This is a genomic window from Vibrio sp. K4 (assembly GCF_051122595.1).
In the GTDB taxonomy this organism is placed as follows: domain Bacteria; phylum Pseudomonadota; class Gammaproteobacteria; order Enterobacterales; family Vibrionaceae; genus Vibrio; species Vibrio owensii.
This window is the reverse complement of record NZ_CP178577.1, coordinates 3622404-3643306: the sequence shown is the minus strand read 5'-3', so window position 1 is coordinate 3643306 and position 20903 is coordinate 3622404. Positions and strand designations below refer to the sequence as shown.

At 46.6% G+C, this 20903-nt stretch carries 15 protein-coding genes; 6 read left to right on the top strand and 9 right to left on the bottom strand.

Annotation, left to right across the window (positions count from 1 at the left end):
- Complete coding sequence (gene zntR, locus ACLIIY_RS16510; protein ID WP_005434867.1) at nucleotides 1–399, bottom strand: Zn(2+)-responsive transcriptional regulator; 399 nt, start codon at nucleotides 397–399, stop codon at nucleotides 1–3.
- Between the two features lie 266 nt (nucleotides 400–665).
- Here zntR and purH point away from each other — a divergent pair, with 266 nt between their 5' ends.
- Complete coding sequence (gene purH / locus ACLIIY_RS16505) at nucleotides 666–2258, top strand: bifunctional phosphoribosylaminoimidazolecarboxamide formyltransferase/IMP cyclohydrolase (protein ID WP_434527917.1); 1593 nt, start codon at nucleotides 666–668, stop codon at nucleotides 2256–2258.
- Nucleotides 2259–2376: 118 nt separating this feature from the next.
- Nucleotides 2377–3666 carry a phosphoribosylamine--glycine ligase gene (purD, locus tag ACLIIY_RS16500; RefSeq protein ID WP_038896220.1) on the top strand — a complete coding sequence of 430 codons (1290 nt, stop codon included), beginning with the start codon at nucleotides 2377–2379 and terminating at the stop codon, nucleotides 3664–3666.
- Between the two features lie 97 nt (nucleotides 3667–3763).
- Here purD and ACLIIY_RS16495 read toward each other — a convergent pair whose 3' ends face one another.
- Nucleotides 3764–4462, bottom strand: coding sequence for a DUF1481 domain-containing protein (locus tag ACLIIY_RS16495; protein WP_020198120.1), 699 nt, complete (start codon nucleotides 4460–4462; stop codon nucleotides 3764–3766).
- A 39-nt stretch (nucleotides 4463–4501) separates the two neighbouring features.
- A complete protein-coding gene (gene hupA, locus ACLIIY_RS16490) occupies nucleotides 4502–4774 on the bottom strand; it encodes a nucleoid-associated protein HU-alpha (protein WP_005433627.1) in 273 nt (90 codons plus the stop codon).
- Between the two features lie 253 nt (nucleotides 4775–5027).
- Between hupA and ACLIIY_RS16485 the strand changes: the two genes are divergently transcribed.
- Nucleotides 5028–6161, top strand: a complete 1134-nt coding sequence (locus tag ACLIIY_RS16485; protein WP_005434876.1) for a CNNM domain-containing protein — start codon at nucleotides 5028–5030, stop codon at nucleotides 6159–6161.
- An 80-nt stretch (nucleotides 6162–6241) separates the two neighbouring features.
- On the opposite strand, the gene ACLIIY_RS16480 is transcribed toward ACLIIY_RS16485, so the two are convergent.
- Nucleotides 6242–6829: a YjaG family protein gene (locus ACLIIY_RS16480; RefSeq protein WP_005434878.1), complete on the bottom strand. Its 588-nt coding sequence runs from the start codon at nucleotides 6827–6829 to the stop codon at nucleotides 6242–6244.
- Nucleotides 6830–6895: 66 nt separating this feature from the next.
- Between ACLIIY_RS16480 and ACLIIY_RS16475 the strand changes: the two genes are divergently transcribed.
- Nucleotides 6896–7819 carry a D-2-hydroxyacid dehydrogenase gene (locus ACLIIY_RS16475; RefSeq protein WP_434527916.1) on the top strand — a complete coding sequence of 308 codons (924 nt, stop codon included), beginning with the start codon at nucleotides 6896–6898 and terminating at the stop codon, nucleotides 7817–7819.
- 7 nt (nucleotides 7820–7826) lie between these two features.
- The gene (locus tag ACLIIY_RS16470) at nucleotides 7827–8399 is read left to right on the top strand and encodes a uracil-DNA glycosylase family protein (RefSeq protein ID WP_434527915.1); all 573 of its coding nucleotides are present in this window, start codon (nucleotides 7827–7829) and stop codon (nucleotides 8397–8399) included.
- A gap of 220 nt (nucleotides 8400–8619) precedes the next feature.
- On the opposite strand, the gene hemE is transcribed toward ACLIIY_RS16470, so the two are convergent.
- Nucleotides 8620–9687 (bottom strand): uroporphyrinogen decarboxylase, encoded by a 1068-nt coding sequence (gene hemE, locus ACLIIY_RS16465; protein ID WP_005433634.1) that lies wholly within the window; start codon nucleotides 9685–9687, stop codon nucleotides 8620–8622.
- A 247-nt stretch (nucleotides 9688–9934) separates the two neighbouring features.
- Entirely contained in the window at nucleotides 9935–10732 is a 798-nt protein-coding gene (gene nudC, locus ACLIIY_RS16460; protein WP_434527914.1) for an NAD(+) diphosphatase, read from the bottom strand.
- Nucleotides 10733–10910: 178 nt separating this feature from the next.
- On the opposite strand from nudC, the gene ACLIIY_RS16455 reads away from it, so the two are divergent.
- Nucleotides 10911–11402: an Rsd/AlgQ family anti-sigma factor gene (locus ACLIIY_RS16455; RefSeq protein ID WP_005434886.1), complete on the top strand. Its 492-nt coding sequence runs from the start codon at nucleotides 10911–10913 to the stop codon at nucleotides 11400–11402.
- 533 nt (nucleotides 11403–11935) lie between these two features.
- Here the strand turns inward: ACLIIY_RS16455 and rpoC are convergent.
- The 3 genes from rpoC to rplL all read right to left on the bottom strand — a co-directional run bounded on the left by rpoC (nucleotide 11936) and on the right by rplL (nucleotide 20891).
- Nucleotides 11936–16138: a DNA-directed RNA polymerase subunit beta' gene (rpoC, locus tag ACLIIY_RS16450; protein ID WP_005533794.1), complete on the bottom strand. Its 4203-nt coding sequence runs from the start codon at nucleotides 16136–16138 to the stop codon at nucleotides 11936–11938.
- Nucleotides 16139–16243: 105 nt separating this feature from the next.
- Nucleotides 16244–20272, bottom strand: coding sequence for a DNA-directed RNA polymerase subunit beta (gene rpoB / locus ACLIIY_RS16445; RefSeq protein WP_009705466.1), 4029 nt, complete (start codon nucleotides 20270–20272; stop codon nucleotides 16244–16246).
- A 250-nt stretch (nucleotides 20273–20522) separates the two neighbouring features.
- Nucleotides 20523–20891, bottom strand: a complete 369-nt coding sequence (gene rplL / locus ACLIIY_RS16440; RefSeq protein WP_009705465.1) for a 50S ribosomal protein L7/L12 — start codon at nucleotides 20889–20891, stop codon at nucleotides 20523–20525.
- Nucleotides 20892–20903 lie beyond the last annotated feature (12 nt).

Below are 20903 nucleotides of genomic sequence, written 5' to 3'. Positions count from 1 at the left end.
CTATTCAAGGGCTGCTAGGATAGAACAATGACTGGCATCGTCGTTGTTATGCCCACAACACGCGTCGTTTATCTTCTTTAAAGCAGTACGGATTTTGCTCAGTTCAGCAATCTTCTCATCAATTAAAGTTAACTTTGCAGAAGTGATGGCTTTTACCTCTGCACAACTGTGTTCTGTCGCCTCTAATTTGATCCCTAACAGCTCTTTAATTTCTTCTAGACTTAAGCCAAGCTCTTTCGCTTTTAGAATAAAGCGCACCTGCTTCTGGTTCTCTTCGTTATATAAGCGATAGCCCGATTCACTTCGCCCTGCGGGTGTTATTAACGCATTTTTCTCATAGAAACGGAGTGTATCGGCGGTCACACCACAACGTTTTGCCAGTTCACCAATCTGAAACATAACTTTCCTTATTAACTATCTCGTTACCTTTAAAGCTAAAAATCGAGTTTTTTGCAATTATTTTTGAGATGCCAAACGATTGCGCGAGCTTTTTTGTAATAAATTGGTTAGAATACGCGCCATCAAATAGTGGAGACTGTTTTCTAAGCATGAAAACGCCCGCAAAGGTCTTTACCAAAACTGGCCAATATTTTACCCCAAGAGGTGAAAACAAGTTCATTTTTGGCAAACATCTTTAACTCCGTGAATTTGAGGAAAATGGAAGCATGAATAACGCTCGTCCTATTCGCCGTGCGCTTATCAGCGTATCAGACAAAACAGGTATTGTTGAGTTTGCACAAGCTCTTGTTGAGCGCGGTGTCGATATCCTATCTACTGGTGGTACTGCTCGTCTACTTGCAGAGCAAGGTATCGCAGTAACTGAAGTCTCTGACTACACTGGTTTCCCAGAAATGATGGATGGTCGCGTTAAAACGCTTCACCCAAAAGTTCACGGTGGTGTGCTGGGTCGTCGTGGCCAAGACGATGACGTGATGGAAAAGCACGGCATCAACCCTATCGATATGGTTGTCGTTAACCTATACCCATTCGCAGAAACCGTTGCTAAAGAAGGCTGTACGCTTGCTGATGCGGTTGAGAACATCGACATCGGTGGCCCAACAATGGTTCGCTCTGCAGCGAAAAACCACAAAGACGTAACTATCGTGGTGAACGCTCACGACTACGACCGTGTTATCGCTGAAATGGACGCGAACGAGAAATCTCTAACGCTAGAAACTCGTTTCGACCTAGCTATCGCAGCATTCGAGCACACAGCATCTTACGACGGCATGATCGCAAACTACTTCGGCACTATGGTTCCATCTTACGGTGAGAACAAAGAAGGTGACGCAGATAGCAAGTTCCCACGTACTTTCAACCAGCAATTCGAGAAGAAGCAAGACATGCGCTACGGTGAGAACAGCCACCAAGCAGCCGCATTCTACGTTGAAGCAAACCCACAAGAAGCATCTGTTTCTACTGCTCGCCAAATCCAAGGTAAAGCCCTTTCTTACAACAACATCGCAGACACTGACGCAGCGCTTGAATGTGTGAAAGAGTTCAACGAGCCAGCATGTGTAATCGTAAAACACGCAAACCCATGTGGTGTGGCTTTAGGTAAAGACATTCTAGAAGCGTACAACCGCGCTTACCAAACTGACCCAACATCTGCATTCGGCGGCATCATTGCATTCAACCAAGAACTAGATGCTGAAACAGCAACCGCTATTGTTGAGCGTCAATTCGTTGAAGTGATCATCGCACCTTCTGTTTCTGCTGAAGCGATTGAAGTGGTTGCAGCGAAGAAAAACGTGCGTCTACTTGAGTGTGGCGAATGGACAACTAAGACAACTGGCTTTGACGTGAAACGCGTGAATGGCGGTCTACTGGTTCAAGACCGTGACCAAGGCATGGTAAGCCTAGACGACCTAAAAGTGGTTTCTAAGCGCCAGCCAACAGAAGAAGAGCTGAAAGATGCACTGTTCTGCTGGAAAGTAGCGAAATACGTGAAATCTAACGCGATCGTTTACTCGAAAGGCGACATGACTATCGGTGTAGGCGCAGGCCAAATGAGCCGCGTTTACTCTGCGAAAATCGCAGGCATCAAAGCTGCAGACGAAGGTCTACAGGTTGAAGGTTGTGTAATGGCATCAGATGCATTCTTCCCATTCCGTGACGGTATCGACGCGGCTGCAGAAGCAGGCATCAAGTGTGTGATCCAACCAGGTGGTTCTATGCGTGATGACGAAGTTATTGCAGCAGCAGACGAACACGGCATGGCGATGATCTTCACAGGTATGCGTCACTTCCGCCACTAATCAGTTTTGGTCCTCCCCCTTACCAAGGGGGAGTTAGAGGGGGTCTGTTGTACGCACACGACTTACCCCTCCCAACCTCCCCTTAGTTAAGGGGAGGAGCGAAATCAAAGGAAATATTATGAATATTCTTATCATTGGTTCAGGTGGTCGTGAACACGCACTAGGTTGGAAAGCGGCACAAAACCCAAATGTTGAGACTATCTTCGTGGCTCCAGGTAACGCAGGTACAGCACTAGAGCCTAAACTAGAGAACGTAAACATCGCAGTAGAAGACATCGCAGGTCTGGTTGCTTTTGCAAAAGAGAAAGCTATCGAGCTAACCATTGTTGGCCCTGAAGCACCACTGGTTATCGGTGTGGTTGATGCTTTCCGCGAAGCAGGTTTGCCAATCTTTGGCCCGACACAAGCGGCTGCGCAACTTGAAGGCTCTAAAGCGTTTACCAAAGACTTCCTTGCCCGTCACCAAATCCCAACAGGTGCCTACGCGAACTTCACTGAAATCGAGCCTGCTCTTGCTTACGTGCGTGAACAAGGTGCGCCGATTGTCGTAAAAGCTGACGGCCTTGCTGCTGGTAAAGGCGTTATCGTAGCGATGACGCTAGAAGAAGCTGAAGACGCAATCAAAGACATGCTAGCAGGCAACGCATTTGGTGATGCTGGTAGTCGTGTCGTTATCGAAGAGTTCCTAGATGGTGAAGAAGCAAGCTTCATCGTGATGGTGGATGGTGAGAACGTTCTACCAATGGCCACCAGCCAAGACCACAAACGCGTAGGCGACAAAGATACTGGTCCTAACACCGGTGGCATGGGTGCATACTCTCCAGCTCCAGTGGTAACACAGGAAATCCATAACCGCATTATGGAAGAAGTGATTTACCCAACGGTACGTGGCATGGCCGCTGAAGGTAACCCTTACACTGGTTTCCTTTACGCGGGTCTGATGATCGACAAAGACGGCACTCCGAAAGTAATCGAGTACAACTGCCGCTTCGGTGATCCTGAGACACAACCTATCATGATGCGCATGGAATCGGATCTTGTTGATCTGTGCCTAGCGGCAATCGACGAGAAACTGGATCAAGCAGAATCAAAGTGGGATCCACGAGCATCGATTGGTATCGTGCTAGCAGCCGGTGGTTACCCCGCAGCGTACAACAAAGGCGACGTAATTTCGGGTCTGCCACAAGTTGAAATTGAAGGCGAAAAAGTCTTCCATGCTGGTACAGATAACAAAGACGGCGACATCGTGACAAACGGTGGTCGCGTTCTTTGTGCAACCGCACTTGGCAACAGCGTATCAGAAGCGCAGCAGCGTGCTTACGAGCTTGCAAAACAGATCAGTTGGGATGGCATGTTCCATCGCAACGACATCGGCTACCGTGCAATTGCACGTGAGCAAGAAAAATAAAAACAACTTCAGTTGGCTAAAACGACAAAAGGCGCACTCTGCGCCTTTTTTATTGTTCTTGTTCGAGAATTGAGAATGAGACAGCTCGAAGCCATGTTTATTCAGAGATCAACTTCGGTCGCGGTACACAATCAAAGTCATCATCATTAAGCATCAGCAATTCATCCACCGTAGCGGTATTACGTGACTCTTTACCGATAAACGCTATGTAGCTGTCCACCGACGCCAATCTATCAATCACAAACTTAGGCAGGGTCTGGTTAAACTCCAGCGTAGCAAACTCACGACCTTTGCAGGTTTCGAAGGTTTCACCATCCCAATACCCTTGGATTAGGCTCTGGCCATCACGAGATTGTTTCTTGATAGACGTAACGACATCGTTCGCCTCTTGCTTGTAACGCTCTAATTGATCACGTTGTAAAGGCAACACTTTTCCATTCACACGATACTGTTGATAAATCGCGTCGCCATCTTTATTAAATCGAATGTGGATTTGAAAAGGCACCAATCCTTGTTTGGCATCGAGTTGCTCACCTTTTCGAATCAACTCTCTGAGTTCACCGTCATCCCAACGATAATCACTCTGATATGAACCGTAATCGCCCATCGTGACATAGTCTGCTGCCGTACTAACACGCGTTAGACGCTCAGTCATCCAATATAAACTGGTGGCATCACCCATGATTTTCCCGCCAGAGAAATGGGTAAATTGGTCTAGGTTTGGGGTTTCTACAGAAGAACAGCCAACAAGAGCAAGGCTTGATAGTAGGAGTGAAGTGAGTAGATGTTTTTTCATGAAATTGCACCGAGGCAGGATACCTCGGTGCATTTTAACTTAGTTTACTGATTCTTTCAGCGCTTTACCTGCTACGAATGCAGGTACGTTAGCTGCTGCGATTTGAATCTCGTCACCAGTCTTAGGGTTACGACCAGTACGTGCAGCGCGGTGGTTTACTTTGAATGTACCAAAACCAATTAGTTGAACTTGGTCACCCTCTTTAAGAGCGCCAGTAACACCCTCAAGAGTTGCTTCAAGAGCAGCTTTAGCTTGTGCTTTAGATAGGTCTGCTTTCTCTGCAATAAAGTCGATTAATTGGGTCTTGTTCATTAGGTTTCCCTTCTCATATGTTATCGAATTCATCTCACTCTAAAACATAAATGCCCCATCTGGCAAAGGTTTGTAAGCGATCTTTCGATTTTCTGACGCAGTTTTAGCCATAATATGAGTAATAACTCACAATTTGTTACTACTTGCACGAGGAAAGCTCTTGCTTTCTAATGCAATAAGACCGATTTATAAGGCACTTTTGCGGTTATAATCGCTTAAAATCCCGACTATCACATTACATTCAAGGGCAACTATGCTGCTGTTATCCATTTATATCTCTATTGCTATCGGCATTTCGTTTATCTGTTCGGTACTGGAGGCGGTACTTCTAAGTATCAGTCCGAGCTTCATTGCGCAGCTCAAACAACAGGGGCACCCGGCTTCTGCTCAGCTAGAAAAGCTAAAAGCAGACATCGACCGACCACTTGCTTCTATCTTGACGCTTAACACCATTGCTCACACCATCGGTGCGGCGACGGCTGGTGCGCAAGCGGCAGTGGTATTTGGTAGCGAAGCGCTAGGTATCTTCTCTGCAGTACTGACACTAGCAATTCTTGTTCTATCAGAAATCGTACCTAAGACAATAGGTGCGACATACTGGCGCCAACTTGCACCAGCGGCAGCGGTTTCACTTCGCTGGATGGTGTGGGCACTAACACCATTCGTATGGTTCTCAGAGCAAATCACAAAACGTCTTGCTCGTAACCACGAAGCACCAAAAATGCGTGATGAGTTGTCAGCAATGGCTATTCTGGCGAAAGAAAGCGGCGAGTTTGCAGAGGGTGAATCAAAAATTCTGAGTAACCTGCTAGGCATTCAAGACGTACCAGTAACGCAAGTCATGACACCGCGTCCGGTCGTATTCCGTGTAGACGCAACTATGACCATCAATGACTTCCTAGAGAAACACAAGGAGACGCCTTTCTCTCGCCCACTGGTTTACAGCGAGCAGAAAGACAACATCATTGGTTTTGTACACCGTCTAGAGCTGTTCAAGCTGCAACAATCAGGCAGCGGCCAAAAACAACTTGGTTCGGTCATGCGCCCTATCCAAGTGGTACTGAACAACACCGCTCTGCCAAAAGTGTTCGACCAAATGATGACTCACCGCCTACAACTGGCGCTTGTGGTTGACGAATACGGCACGGTACAAGGCCTTGTGACGCTAGAAGACATCTTTGAGCACCTACTAGGTGAAGAGATCATCGATGAAGCGGATAAGAGCACAGACATGCAAGAACTGGCTTACCAACGTTGGGAAAGCTGGAAAGAAAAGCACGGCGTAATTGAAAGCCGCGATGACGATGAAGAAGAGGAACAACTGGAGAAACAGGACAAAGAGCCAGAAGCTCAAGAGCCAACCAAACCAGACTCTAAAGAATCGTAATCAGCCTTGGGCGTAACAGCTCAAACGCATAAATGAAAAAGGCATCCACCATGGATGCCTTTGTTTTATCTATTCAACAATTAAAGTGCAATGCCGATGTTGCTCACGGCTTCTTCGCGTAGCTCTTCACGCAAATCTTTAATCAGGCTGATGTCTCGCTCTACCGCTTCACGTAGTGGACGGAAGATAGCCCACTGAACATCCCACTCTTCACACACGGCTTCATTTTCTTTTTGATTGTCGTTTGTGATTGGCTCTGCGCCTTGTGCTTGTTCTAGGTCAGCAACGGTTTGTACCGACTGTTGGCTCACTTTAAGCATTGAATCGAAAAGGTAGTCGCGATCCAACAGACCATGCAGCAGTGTCGACAAGCTCTGACAAGCATCCATCGCTGGATAAACACCGTAAAAATCGAACTCATCTGCACTTGGGAACAATTCTTCTAACTTCTCTAATTGACGTTCGAAGTTAATTTTCGCGTTCTTAACCGTCAGAATTTCCCATACACTATCAAGAATCGCTCGGTAAGCACGTGGCTCAGCAAATTCTGTATTCTCACAAAACATCGCATAGTTTGGATACATGCGTTCACACAGGCACGCCATGAAGGTAATTTGTTGCCAAGGTTCTAGTTTTTCCAAACGAACCTGAAGAGGATTCTTAAGCATAGTCACTCAATCATTGAAGAAAAAATCAGCGAAAGTGTACTTGATTCATCACAGGGAAAAAAGTTAATGCAGCATCCAAATCAGATTTTCCTGCTCTCAGAGCATCGCGACACCTACGAAACGTTACTGGCGGAGAAAAATCTGCCCGATCTGGCCATCACAAACAAACCTCAAGATGCTCAGATCGTACTGGCGGATCCACCATTACTATCACAAAGGTTAGACGAGTTTTCACAGCTTGAGTGGGTGCAATCAACATTTGCTGGGGTGAATGCTCTGATGGTGCCGAATTTACGCCGAGATTATACCCTGACTAATGTTCGCGGTATTTTTGGTCCATTGATTGCTGAGTACGTGATTGGTTACAGCATTGCTCACTTCCGTCACTTCATGCAATACCACCAGCAGCAACAGAGCAAACAATGGCAGCCGCATCTGTATACCTCGCTACAAAGCAAAACCATGGTGATTCTCGGCACCGGCAGCATCGGCAGTCATTTGGGTAAAGCGGCACAATTGATGGGCATGAAAGCCATAGGGATCAATCGTACTGGCATCCCTACTTCTGGCAGTGAATTCAATCAAACTTTTCATATCAATGAACTCGCCAGCGCCTTTCACCAAGCGGATATCGTGGTAAATACGCTGCCGAGCACGCCAGAGACGCAACGTTTGCTCAATAGTGAAGTGTTAAGCCATCTTAATCAGGCATTGCTATTTAATGTTGGAAGAGGCGATGTGATTGATGATGCAGGTCTGTTGCTCGCACTAAAAAATCGCTGGGTCGAACATGCTTTTCTCGATGTGTTTGAACAAGAGCCACTTTCACCGCAACATCCGTTTTGGAAACTTCAGCAAGTAACCATCACTCCTCACATCGCGGCGTTAAGTTTCCCTGAGCAAGTAGTCGACATTTTTGCAGACAACTACTTGAGTTGGAGGGACGGTTTCTCTCTAACTAATCAGGTCGATTTCGATAAAGGGTATTAACCATCTTATGTCTTTAGAAACACTGCTAAAGCAAGTACGAGCCTGCCAGATCTGCGCAGACGATTTACCTTTGGGCGCAAACCCTGTCGTGCAAGCTGCAAAAGACGCACGCATCTTAATCATCGGACAAGCGCCGGGGACACGTGTGCACAAAACCTCGATACCTTGGAACGATCCAAGCGGCGATCGGTTACGCCAATGGCTCGATATCGACAAAGACACTTTCTACGACCCAAACAAAATAGCCATTGTCCCGATGGGCTTCTGCTACCCAGGCAAGGGGAACTCTGGCGATTTGCCTCCTCGCAAAGAGTGTGCGCCCGCTTGGCATAAACAGATTCTTGAGCAGTTGCCCAATATAGAGCTGACTCTGCTGATTGGTCAGTACTCACAGCAGTACTACCTCACAAACAAACCAAAGACACTCACGCAAACCGTTCAGCAATGGCAGGATTGGGAACCGGACTTTATCCCGCTTCCTCACCCCTCTCCACGCAACACATTATGGCTAAAGAAGAATCCTTGGTTTGAATCTGACGTTGTGCCATACCTTAAAAAACGCGTTCATTCGATGCTTTAGGTTACCCATGATCTAATTGCTTGTTTATCTGTACAAGAAAATTAGCGCACAAGAACTATAACCATAAGCCATTGTTTATAATAAACTTTAATATCTAATGTACAGTTTAAATAGTAATTAGATCATAGTAGACCAAATGCTACCAGAGCTGTACAGCCTTGAGTTTCAGATAAAAAAATACCGGCACTGATTGCCGGTATTTGATTTCGAAAAATCGAAGTTACTTGTGGTACGGCTTAGATAGCTCGTGTACAGCTTCCACAAATACGCCCGCGTTTTCTGGCGGCACATCCAAATGGATACCGTGACCTAGGTTGAACACGTGACCAGTACCTGCATCACCAAAGCCTTCTAGAATACCCGCGACTTCTTCACGGATACGCTCTGGTGAAGCGTAAAGCATTGATGGGTCCATATTACCTTGTAGAGCCACTTTATCGCCGATACGCGCTTTTGCGTCTGCGATGTTAATCGTCCAGTCTAGACCTACTGCATCACAGCCCGTTGCTGCGATTTGCTCAAGCCACATGCCGCCGTTCTTAGTGAACAGCGTTACTGGTACGCGACGACCGTCGTTTTCACGAATCAGGCCATCTACAATCTTGTGCATGTATTGCAGTGAGAACAGATTGTAATCACGAGGAGTCAGTACACCGCCCCATGTATCAAATACCATCACCGATTGTGCACCCGCTTTAATTTGCGCGTTTAGGTACTCGATAACGCTGTCTGCTAGCTTATCTAGAAGTAGATGCAGCGTTTGCGGTTCTGCGTACATCATCTTCTTGATCTTAGTAAACGCTTTAGAGCTACCACCTTCAACCATGTAAGTCGCCAGTGTCCATGGGCTACCAGAGAAACCAATCAGTGGAACGTCACCGTTCAAGTCTTTGCGGATTTGACGCACTGCGTTCATTACGTATTGCAGCTCGCCTTCTGGATCTGGCAGGCCGATCTTTTCTACGTCTGCTTTACAAGTGATTGGCTTATCGAAAACCGGACCTTCACCCGCAGCAAAGCGAAGTTCTAAGCCCATTGCATCTGGGATAGTTAGGATGTCAGAGAACAAGATCGCTGCATCAAGAGGAAAACGGCGTAGTGGTTGAAGCGTTACTTCTGACGCCAACTCCGCGTTTTTACACAAAGACATGAAATCGCCCGCTTGCGCACGAGTTGCTTTGTATTCTGGTAGGTAACGACCTGCCTGACGCATCATCCATACTGGCGTGTAATCTACTGGCTCTTTTAGAAGGGCACGCAGATAACGATCATTTTTTAATTCAGTCATTCCGTAATTCCAATTGTTAGGCTTTCTTTGAAAGGGGGTATTCTATCACTGATTTAAGGCTAATAGCTGTGTGCTTTGCAACCTGGATCAAGTTATTAACTTTTAAATCAGTGCTTAATTTGCACCCAGTCTGTATCAGTGTTAAAAATTTGTTCGCTAGCGAAAACTACAATTATAAACTGAGTACCCGGTACTCAGCATCTCATAACGACATCTTACTTACCCCCTCCCTCTCGGAGGGTTTTTTTTATCTATTTTTCAGATAATTAGATTCGACATCTTGTCGCGTTTGCTCGATAAGAGCTCGAGCAATTGTCCCTTCTGGTGCAACCGGCGGCATCTCGTCAATGCCAAACCATTGTGCATCAGACAACTCAGTGTAATCGGGATTCAATTCACCAGACTCGTAATCAGCAAGAAATGCCATCATCATGCTGGATGGAAAGGCCCATGGTTGGCTGCCAAAATAGCGAATATTTTTAACGTGTACGCCAGTTTCTTCGTGTATTTCACGAGCGACACATTCTTCTAGGGTTTCTCCCACTTCTAAAAAGCCCGCAATGACGGTGTACATGCCATTTCGATGACGAGGGTGCTGTGCCAACAAAATCTGGTTATCTTTGCGCACAGCGACAATGATGCACGGGAAAATACGCGGATAGTGCAAAGTTCGGCACTCACCACACTGCATCGCTAGCTGGTTGTTATTGAGAAAGTTTCGACCACCACACTGGGGGCAAAAGCGAAGGCTTTGTGTCATGTGCCCATATTGAATCGCTTTGCTGATCAGCAAGAAGAGTGTCTCTGGGAAATGCAGACAATCACGCAGAGACACCAGCTCTAAATCGTGGTCTAAATCCGACAGATTTACCCACATCACTGGGGCATTTTGGTATTCACCTATCTGCCTTGCACTCGCTTCTGGCAGTGAGAACTGCTCTGCATTGCCAAATGGTATAGCACCATCCACCAGCCAAACATCGCTTCCTGAGACAACACACCAATAGGCGTTTTTCGTACGGTTAACTTCACCTTTTCTTAACATTACAGCGTCCCTTTGCTTGAAGTTCATTCATTTTACTGGCAATCTAATTTCATACCAGAGTTTGTCGTTCGCCAAATTTGCAACTATAAATTCTAGTAAGGACAAGAGTTTGTAATCACTTTACTAACTTTGCTTTGCAAAGGATACGTTCGCCAATGGGCGATCAGATCATGAGGGCATGGTCATGCTAAAAAAATTCAAACAAACACAAGACCAATGGGGCGGTTCCAGTGACGTTATTGACCATTGGCTGGAAACGAGACAATCTCTGATTGTCGAATATTGTAAGCTTGCAGCACTGCAACCTTGTTCGAAATCCAATGTCATTGAACTCCCTTCCCCTGACGAACTTCAGCACTTCTGCCAACACCTTGTTGATTATATCTCTGAAGGTCACTTTAAAATCTACGATATGGTGATGGATAAGTGGAAAGCCACTGGCTTTGTCGCGACAGATGAAATAAACCAGACTTACGCGAAGATCGTCCTCACTACTGAGCCGTTGTTGAACTTTACCGACAAATACTCTGATGTTTCAGCCGAAGATGAACTGGCTGATTTTGACGAAGATATGTCTTTGATTGGGGAAATCATTGAGACACGTTTCGCTGTAGAAGACCACTTGATTCAGTTGATTGCCGACAGTTTAGCGATGCCGCCTGGCGCATAGCGAGAAGCGAGAAGCGAGAAGCGAGAAGCGAGAAGCGAGAAGCGAGAAGCGAGAAGCGAGAAGCGAGAAGCGAGAAGCGAGAAGCGAGAAGCGAGAAGCGAGAAGCGAGAAAATTCTTGAGGGTTGGCGTATGTTCGTCAACCCTTTTTGTTTTTCGGGATTCGGGATTCGGGATTCGGGATTCGGGATTCGGGATTCGGGATTCGGGATTCGGGATTCGGGATTCGGGATTCGGGATTCGGGATTCGGGATTCGGGATTCGGGATTCGGGATTCGGGATTCGGGATTCGGGATTCGGGATTCGGGATTCGGGATTCGGGATTCGGGATTCGGGATTCGGCTCTATTTTGTCTTTTTAGGAACAAGTCCTGTCAACACCTTTCGAGAGTAAGCTTCTTGTAAATCCCCTCCAACAAACACCCCTCGACTCCTAAAGCGAAGCGCTCTCGACTCTCGGAGCGTAAGCGTTCTATTTGGCCTCCAAGAAACAAAAAAGGCACCCGAGGGTGCCTTTTCTTTTAAGCTCTTAACGATTACTCGTCAGAAGAGAAGCCTGCGTTTAGAAGTGCAGCTAGGTTATCTGTTGCTTGTTCAGCAGATGGACCTTCTTGCGCTTCAGCACGTTTAGCTTGACGATCTTGGTGGTATGCGAAACCAGTACCAGCTGGGATCAGACGACCAACAATTACGTTCTCTTTCAGACCACGTAGGTCATCACGCTTACCAGAAACCGCAGCTTCTGTTAGTACGCGAGTTGTCTCCTGGAACGATGCCGCAGAGATGAACGACTCAGTCGCTAGAGATGCCTTAGTAATACCTAGTAGCTCACGCTCGAAACGTGCAGGCTCTTTACCTTCAGCTTCTAGGTTACGGTTAGCAATCTTAACTTGTGAGTATTCAACTTGCTCACCAGGTAGGAACTCAGAGTCACCAGCGTGAGTAATTGTACACTTACGTAGCATTTGACGAACGATAGTCTCGATGTGCTTATCGTTAATCTTAACGCCTTGTAGACGGTAAACTTCTTGTACTTCGTTAGCGATGTACTGAGTTACAGCGTGTACGCCACGTAGACGTAGGATGTCATGTGGAGACTCTGGACCATCTGCGATCACGTCACCACGTTCAACACGCTCACCTTCAAATACGTTCAACTGACGATGCTTAGGAATCATCTCTTCGTAAGTATCACCGCTGTCGCGAGTGATAACTAGACGACGCTTACCTTTCGTTTCTTTACCGAAGCTCACAGTACCTGTGTGCTCAGCAAGGATCGCAGGCTCTTTAGGCTTACGAGCTTCGAATAGGTCAGCTACGCGTGGTAGACCACCGGTGATATCTTTGTTACCGCCAGATTTCTGAGGGATACGAGATAGTGTGTCACCAATGCCAACTTCAGCGCCATCTTCGATGTTTACAATCGCTTTACCAGGTAGGAAGTAGTGAGCTGGCATTTCTGTACCAGGGATCATTACATCGTTACCTTGCTCATCAACAAGTTTGATAGCTGGACGCATATCTTTACCTGCTGCTGGGCGAGCTGCTGGGTCAGTTACTTCGCTTGAAGATAGACCTGTTAGGTCATCTGTTTGACGAGAAACTGTAACACCGTCGATCATGTCTACGAACTGGATGCGACCTGCCACTTCAGTGATGATTGGCATGGTGTGCGCTTCCCAGTTAGCAACAACTTCACCAGCTGTTACTGCGTCGTTGTCGCCTTTGCTTAGCATCGAACCGTAAGGAAGTTTGTGCTTCTCTTTAGTACGACCGAATTCATCAATGATAGTTAGCTCAGATGCACGAGACGTGATTACTAGCTTCTTATCTTTGTTGACTACGAACTTAGCGTTGTGCAGTTTAACTGTACCAGTTGTCTTCGCTTGGATGCTGTTCTCTGCTGCTGCAGTAGATGCTGCACCACCGATGTGGAACGTACGCATCGTAAGCTGTGTACCCGGTTCACCGATAGACTGAGCAGCGATAACACCTACTGCTTCACCTTGGTTCACTAGGTGACCACGTGCTAGGTCACGACCGTAACACTGTGCACAACAACCGAAGTCAGAATCACAAGTAACTACAGAGCGCACTTTCATGCTGTCTACTGAGTTCTCTTCCATGATCTGACACCACTTCTCATCAATTAGAGTGTTACGTGGGATCAGAACATCTTCTGTACCTGGCTTAAGAACGTCTTCAGCTACTACACGACCTAGCGCTAGCTCAGTTAGTGCAACTTTAACATCACCACCTTCGATGTGAGGCATCATGTCAACACCCTCGTGAGTGCCACAGTCATGTTCAGTTACAACAACGTCTTGAGCAACGTCTACTAGACGACGAGTTAGGTAACCCGAGTTCGCTGTTTTCAGTGCCGTATCCGCAAGACCCTTACGAGCACCGTGCGTTGAGATAAAGTACTGAAGTACGTTTAGACCTTCTTTAAAGTTCGCAGTGATCGGCGTTTCGATGATCGAACCATCCGGACGAGCCATCAGACCACGCATACCAGCTAGCTGACGAATCTGAGCTGCAGAACCACGAGCACCCGAGTCAGCCATCATGTAGATGCTGTTAAACGATTCTTGTTGCTCTTCTTCACCGTCACGGTTAACTACCGTTTCAGATGAAAGGTTTGCCATCATCGCTTTCGCTACGCGATCGTTGGTCGATGCCCAGATATCGATAACTTTGTTGTATCGTTCGCCCGCAGTAACAAGACCAGATTGGTATTGTTCCTGGATTTCACGTACTTCTTCTTCCGCTTCTGCGATTTCAGTGTACTTAGCTGGCGGTACAACCATATCGTCGATACCAACAGATACACCAGATAGTGCCGCGTATGCGAAACCTGTGTACATGATTTGGTCAGCGAAGATTACAGTGTCTTTCAGACCTAGCTTACGGTACGCCTCGTTTAGTAGGTTAGAGATTTGCTTCTTACCTAGCTTTTGGTTAACGATGCTGTACGGTAGACCAGCTGGCACGATTTGCCATAGCATTGCACGACCGATAGTTGTATCAACCATCTTAGTCTCTGTTGTGCTGTTGCCGTCTTCGTCTACAACTGTTTCTGTAATACGTACTTTAACGCGTGCGTGAAGTTCAGCTTGCTTAGTGCGGTATGCTTTCTCAGCCTCTGCTGGGCCAGAAAGGTACATGCCTTCACCTTTCACGTTGATCTTGTCACGAGTCATGTAGTACAGACCCAATACAACGTCCTGAGAAGGTACGATGATCGGATCACCCGACGCTGGCGACAGAATGTTGTTTGTCGACATCATCAGAGTACGAGCTTCAAGCTGTGCCTCTAGAGTTAGAGGTACGTGAACCGCCATTTGGTCACCATCGAAGTCCGCGTTGTACGCCGCACACACTAGTGGGTGTAGCTGGATCGCTTTACCTTCGATTAGTACTGGTTCGAACGCCTGGATACCTAGACGGTGAAGTGTAGGTGCACGGTTCAATAGTACTGGGTGTTCACGGATTACTTCGTCTAGGATATCCCAAACTACCGCTTCTTCACGCTCTACCATTTTCTTAGCAGCTTTGATTGTAGTCGCAAGACCACGAGTCTCTAGCTTGCTGTAGATAAATGGTTTGAATAGCTCAAGTGCCATCTTCTTAGGAAGACCACACTGGTGTAGACGAAGGTATGGACCTACTGTGATTACAGAACGGCCAGAGTAGTCTACACGTTTACCTAGAAGGTTCTGACGGAAACGACCTTGTTTACCCTTGATCATATCAGCAAGAGATTTCAGAGGACGCTTGTTAGAACCTGTGATCGCACGACCACGACGACCGTTGTCTAGTAGCGCATCAACAGACTCTTGCAGCATACGTTTTTCGTTACGTACGATGATGTCCGGAGCCGCTAGCTCTAGAAGACGCTTCAAACGGTTGTTACGGTTGATCACACGACGGTATAGGTCGTTCAGATCTGAAGTCGCAAAACGACCGCCATCTAGTGGTACTAGAGGACGTAGATCTGGCGGAAGAACTGGAAGTACAGTCAGGATCATCCACTCTGGGTTGTTACCAGATTGAATAAACGCTTCTACCAGTTTCAGGCGCTTAGTGACTTTCTTACGCTTAGTTTCAGAGTTAGTTGTTTCTAGCTCTTCGCGCATTTGTTCAGCTTCAGCGTGCATATCCATAGAACCTAGTAGGTCCTTGATAGCTTCTGCACCCATCTTAGCAGTGAACTCATCACCCCACTCTTCTAGACGATCCAGATACTCTTCTTCAGTAAGCATCTGAGATTTTTCTAGATCAGTCATACCTGGTTCAGTTACTACGTACATTTCGAAGTAAAGAACACGCTCGATATCACGTAGTGGGATATCCATTAGTAGACCGATACGAGACGGTAGCGATTTTAGGAACCAGATGTGAGCTACTGGTGATGCTAGCTCGATGTGGCCCATACGGTCACGACGAACTTTAGTTTGTGTAACTTCTACACCACACTTCTCACAGATAACACCACGGTGCTTCAGGCGCTTGTATTTACCACAAAGACATTCGTAGTCTTTAACTGGACCAAAGATACGCGCACAGAAAAGACCATCGCGCTCAGGTTTGAACGTACGATAGTTGATCGTTTCAGGTTTTTTAACTTCACCGAAAGACCATGAACGGATCATGTCCGGAGAAGATAGACCGATTTTGATAGCATCAAATTCTTCGGTCTTATGCTGTGCTTTTAGAAAGTTTAATAAGTCTTTCACAATCAGCTCCTGTAAGGAGTTAAAAGGAGCTCACTCGCTAAAGTGAGCACCTTCTACCAAATAATCGCTTTTTGATTCTCTCAACCTTGGTCAAGAGAAAAGAGATTACTCTTCGTCTTCTAGCTCGATGTTGATACCTAGCGAGCGAATCTCTTTCAACAGTACGTTGAACGATTCTGGCATACCAGGTTCCATGCTGTGGTTACCGTCTACGATGTTTTTGTACATCTTAGTACGGCCGTTAACGTCATCCGACTTAACCGTTAGCATTTCTTGTAGAGTGTAAGCAGCACCGTATGCTTCTAGTGCCCATACTTCCATCTCACCGAAACGCTGACCACCGAACTGAGCTTTACCACCAAGTGGTTGCTGAGTTACTAGGCTGTACGAACCAGTTGAACGAGCGTGCATCTTGTCATCAACAAGGTGGTTCAGTTTCAGCATGTACATGTAACCTACAGTTACAGGACGCTCAAACTGGTCACCCGTGCGACCATCAAACAGTTTTAGCTGACCAGATTCTGGTAGGTCTGCTAGTTTCAGTAGCGCTTTAATAGACGCTTCTGGTGCACCGTCAAATACTGGAGTCGCGATTGGTAGACCGCCACGTAGGTTCTTGATCAGAGTACGAACTTCGTCATCAGATAGAGAAGCAATGTCTACTTTCTGGCGAGTTTCGCCTAGATCGTAAACTTTTTGTAGGAACTCGCGGAATTTCGCTAGTTCTTGCTGCTCTTTAACCATCTGGTTGATCTTGTCACCGATACCTTTCGCTGCCAGACCTAAGTGTACTTCTAGGATCTGACCGATGTTCATACGCGAAGGTACACCCAGTGGGTTAAGTACGATGTCTACAGGCTGACCTTTCTCATCGTATGGCATGTCTTCAACAGGGTTGATCTTAGAGATTACACCCTTGTTACCGTGACGACCCGCCATCTTATCACCAGGCTGGATGCGACGTTTAACCGCTAGGTAAACCTTAACGATCTTCAGTACGCCAGGTGCTAGATCATCACCTTGAGTGATCTTGCGACGCTTAGTTTCGAATTTCTTATCGAAGTCAGCTTTTAGCTCGTCCCACTGCTCAGCAAGTTGCTCAAGCTGTGATTGTAGTGCATCGTCTTCTAGCGTTAGTTCTAGCCACTTCTTACGATCAGTCGTGTCTAGTTTCGCTTCAGAGTAACCACCATCGATCAGTACAGCTTTAACGCGGTTTAGAAGGCCACCCTCAAGAATCTGGAATTCTTCAGTTAGGTCTTTCTTCGCTTCTTTAAGCTGCATTTGTTCGATTTCAAGCGCACGCTTGTCTTTCTCTACGCCATCGCGAGTGAAGACTTGAACGTCGATAATCGTACCTGATACAGAGTTAGGTACACGTAGTGAAGTATCTTTAACGTCAGATGCTTTTTCACCGAAGATTGCACGTAGTAGCTTCTCTTCAGGCGTTAGCTGAGTTTCACCTTTAGGTGTTACTTTACCAACTAGGATGTCGCCACCCTTAACTTCAGCACCGATGTAAACGATACCCGACTCGTCTAGTTTAGACAGAGCAGATTCACCTACGTTTGGAATATCAGCTGTGATCTCTTCAGAACCAAGCTTAGTATCACGCGCCACACAAGTAAGTTCTTGGATGTGGATAGTCGTGAAACGGTCTTCTTGAACTACGCGCTCAGATACTAAGATCGAGTCTTCGAAGTTGTAACCGTTCCAAGGCATGAACGCGATACGCATGTTTTGACCAAGCGCTAGTTCACCAAGGTCTGTTGAAGGACCATCAGCAAGAACGTCACCGCGTGATACAGGTTCACCTGGCATCACACATGGGCGCTGGTTAATACATGTGTTCTGGTTAGAACGTGTGTATTTAGTCAGGTTGTAGATGTCGATACCAGCTTCGCCTGGTACTAGCTCTTCTTCGTTCACTTTAACAACGATACGAGAAGCATCTACTGACTGGATTACACCACCACGTTTAGCAACTGCAGTTACACCTGAGTCAACTGCTACGTTACGTTCAATACCAGTACCAACAAGCGGTTTGTCAGCTTTCAGTGTTGGAACTGCCTGACGTTGCATGTTCGCACCCATCAATGCACGGTTCGCATCATCGTGTTCTAGGAACGGGATAAGCGATGCAGCGATAGATACAACCTGGTTTGTCGCAACGTCCATGTACTGAGCGTGCTCACGAGGGTGTAGACCAGATTCACCTTTTTGACGAGCTGTGATCAGCTCATCTGCAAAACCGCCTTCTTCAGTTAGCGCAGCGTTAGCCTGTGCGATAACGAATTGGCCTTCTTCGATTGCAGATAGGTAATCTACTTCGTCTGTAACAACGCCATCTACAACGCGACGGTATGGTGTCTCTAGGAAACCGTACTCGTTACAACGCGCAAACGCAGATAGAGAGTTGATCAGACCGATGTTTGGACCTTCCGGCGTTTCGATAGGACATAGACGACCGTAGTGAGTTACGTGTACGTCACGTACTTCGAAGCCAGCACGTTCACGAGTTAGACCGCCAGGACCCAATGCAGAAATACGACGCTTGTGCGTTACTTCTGATAGCGGGTTGTTTTGGTCCATGAACTGTGAAAGCTGTGAAGAGCCAAAGAATTCTTTAACAGCTGCAGAGATTGGTTTCGCGTTGATCAGGTCTTGAGGCATGATTGCGTCAAGATCGCCTAGGCTTAGACGCTCTTTAACTGCACGCTCAACACGTACTAGACCTACACGGAACTGGTTCTCAGCCATTTCGCCTACAGAACGGATACGACGGTTGCCAAGGTGGTCGATATCGTCCACTTCGCCTTTACCGTTACGGATCGCGATAAGCTTCTTCATCACTTCAACGATATCTAGCTCGTCAAGTGTGCCTTGCTCTTGAGCATCTTCACGGCCGATAGAGCTGTTGAACTTCATACGACCAACAGTCGATAGATCGTAACGCTCTTCAGAGAAGAATAGGCTTTCGAATAGTGCTTCTGCAGCTTCTTTTGTTGGTGGCTCGCCAGGGCGCATCATGCGGTAGATTTCTACCAATGCAGAAATACGATCAACAGTGCTGTCGATACGTAGTGTTTCTGACATGAATGGACCGTGGTCTAGATCGTTAGTGAACAACGTTTCTAGTGATTTGTGGCCAGCCTGAGATAGGTTCGCTAGTGCTTCCAGGCTAATTTCCTGGTTAGCGTTAACAATGATCTCGCCTGTTGCTTCGTTGATGTAATCTTTCGATGCAACTTTACCAACGATGTACTCAACTGGTACTTCGATGTGATCAACGCCATCTTTTTCTAGTTGGCGGATATGACGAGCTGTTACGCGACGACCTTGCTCAACGTAAGTTTTACCGTTCGCTTCGATGTCGAATGACGCAGTTTCACCACGTAGACGATCAGGAACCAACTCCATTAGTAGAGTTTGGTCTTTCACTTCGAAGTTCACTTTTTCGAAGAAGATATCTAGGATTTCTTCTGACGTTTTACCAAGTGCACGAAGGATGATCGAAGCTGGTAGCTTACGACGGCGGTCAATACGTACGTATAAGTTATCCTTAGGGTCGAACTCAAAGTCTAACCATGAGCCACGGTAAGGAATAACACGTGCGTTGTATAGAACTTTACCTGAAGAGTGGGTCTTACCCTTATCGCTGTCGAAGAACACGCCTGGGCTTCGGTGCAGCTGGGATACGATAACCCTCTCGGTACCGTTAATTACGAAGGTACCATTGTCTGTCATAAGCGGAATTTCGCCCATGTAGACTTCTTGTTCTTTAATGTCTTTTACAGTACCTGCTGGCGCGTCTTTATCAAAGATTACTAGACGTAGTTTTACGCGTAGTGGCTTTGAGTAAGTTACACCGCGGATTTGACATTCTTTAACGTCAAAAACTGGCTCACCAAGACGGTAGCTAACGTATTGCAGCTCAGAATTGCCGTTGTAGCTCTGAATTGGGAATACAGAACGGAAAGCAGCTTCAAGACCGTATTGACCTTCAGGATCCTGTTCGATGAATTTGTCGAACGAATCGAGCTGGATCGATAGCAGGTATGGAATGTCCAAAACTTGTGGACGAGTACCAAAGTCCTTACGGATGCGCTTTTTCTCGGTATAAGAGTAAACCATGGGGTTCCTCAGCTCGCTGATAAGTGACCCAAACCGTCCGCCCGCACCTAGTTACTTAAGGGGGGTAAGGGACAGTGACTAAATAGCTGTTTACTGTAGTGACATCTCATTGCGTAGGAATGAAATGTTTTTTGCATGGACATGAGACGCTTAAACAGCGGGAAAATTCGCTCATGCCCTACAGCGCAAAAAGGCCGGTGGTTAAAAAACCACCAGCCATTAGCCGTTAGGCTATGAAATTAAGTAATAATTACTTAACTTCAACAGAAGCGCCTGCTTCTTCTAGCTGAGCTTTAAGAGCTTCAGCTTCAGCTTTCTCAACGCCTTCTTTTAGAGGTGCTGGAGCGCCGTCTACAAGAGCTTTAGCTTCTTTAAGACCTAGGCCAGTTGCGCCACGTACTGCTTTGATAACAGCAACTTTGTTGCCGCCAGCTGCAGTTAGGATTACGTCAAATTCAGTTTGCTCAGCTGCAGCTTCGCCGCCTGCTGCGCCACCTGCAACTACTGCAGCAGCAGCAGATACACCGAATTTCTCTTCCATAGCTTCGATTAGTTCAACAACTTGCATTACAGACATTTCTGCAACTGCGTCTAGGATTTGCTCGTTAGTAATAGACATAACAATTCTCTT

Bases quoted from the DNA above. Each gene is read 5' to 3' on its own strand.
- ACLIIY_RS16495 (WP_020198120.1), bottom strand. From the start codon at position 4,462: ATGAAAAAACATCTACTCACTTCACTCCTACTATCAAGCCTTGCTCTT.
- ACLIIY_RS16480 (WP_005434878.1), bottom strand. From the start codon at position 6,829: ATGCTTAAGAATCCTCTTCAGGTTCGTTTGGAAAAACTAGAACCTTGG.
- hemE (WP_005433634.1), bottom strand. From the start codon at position 9,687: ATGACTGAATTAAAAAATGATCGTTATCTGCGTGCCCTTCTAAAAGAG.
- ACLIIY_RS16470 (WP_434527915.1), top strand. From the start codon at position 7,827: ATGTCTTTAGAAACACTGCTAAAGCAAGTACGAGCCTGCCAGATCTGC.
- purD (WP_038896220.1), top strand. From the start codon at position 2,377: ATGAATATTCTTATCATTGGTTCAGGTGGTCGTGAACACGCACTAGGT.
- ACLIIY_RS16455 (WP_005434886.1), top strand. From the start codon at position 10,911: ATGGTCATGCTAAAAAAATTCAAACAAACACAAGACCAATGGGGCGGT.
- hupA (WP_005433627.1), bottom strand. From the start codon at position 4,774: ATGAACAAGACCCAATTAATCGACTTTATTGCAGAGAAAGCAGACCTA.
- purH (WP_434527917.1), top strand. From the start codon at position 666: ATGAATAACGCTCGTCCTATTCGCCGTGCGCTTATCAGCGTATCAGAC.
- zntR (WP_005434867.1), bottom strand. From the start codon at position 399: ATGTTTCAGATTGGTGAACTGGCAAAACGTTGTGGTGTGACCGCCGAT.
- ACLIIY_RS16485 (WP_005434876.1), top strand. From the start codon at position 5,028: ATGCTGCTGTTATCCATTTATATCTCTATTGCTATCGGCATTTCGTTT.
- rplL (WP_009705465.1), bottom strand. From the start codon at position 20,891: ATGTCTATTACTAACGAGCAAATCCTAGACGCAGTTGCAGAAATGTCT.
- ACLIIY_RS16475 (WP_434527916.1), top strand. From the start codon at position 6,896: ATGCAGCATCCAAATCAGATTTTCCTGCTCTCAGAGCATCGCGACACC.
- nudC (WP_434527914.1), bottom strand. From the start codon at position 10,732: ATGTTAAGAAAAGGTGAAGTTAACCGTACGAAAAACGCCTATTGGTGT.
- rpoB (WP_009705466.1), bottom strand. From the start codon at position 20,272: ATGGTTTACTCTTATACCGAGAAAAAGCGCATCCGTAAGGACTTTGGT.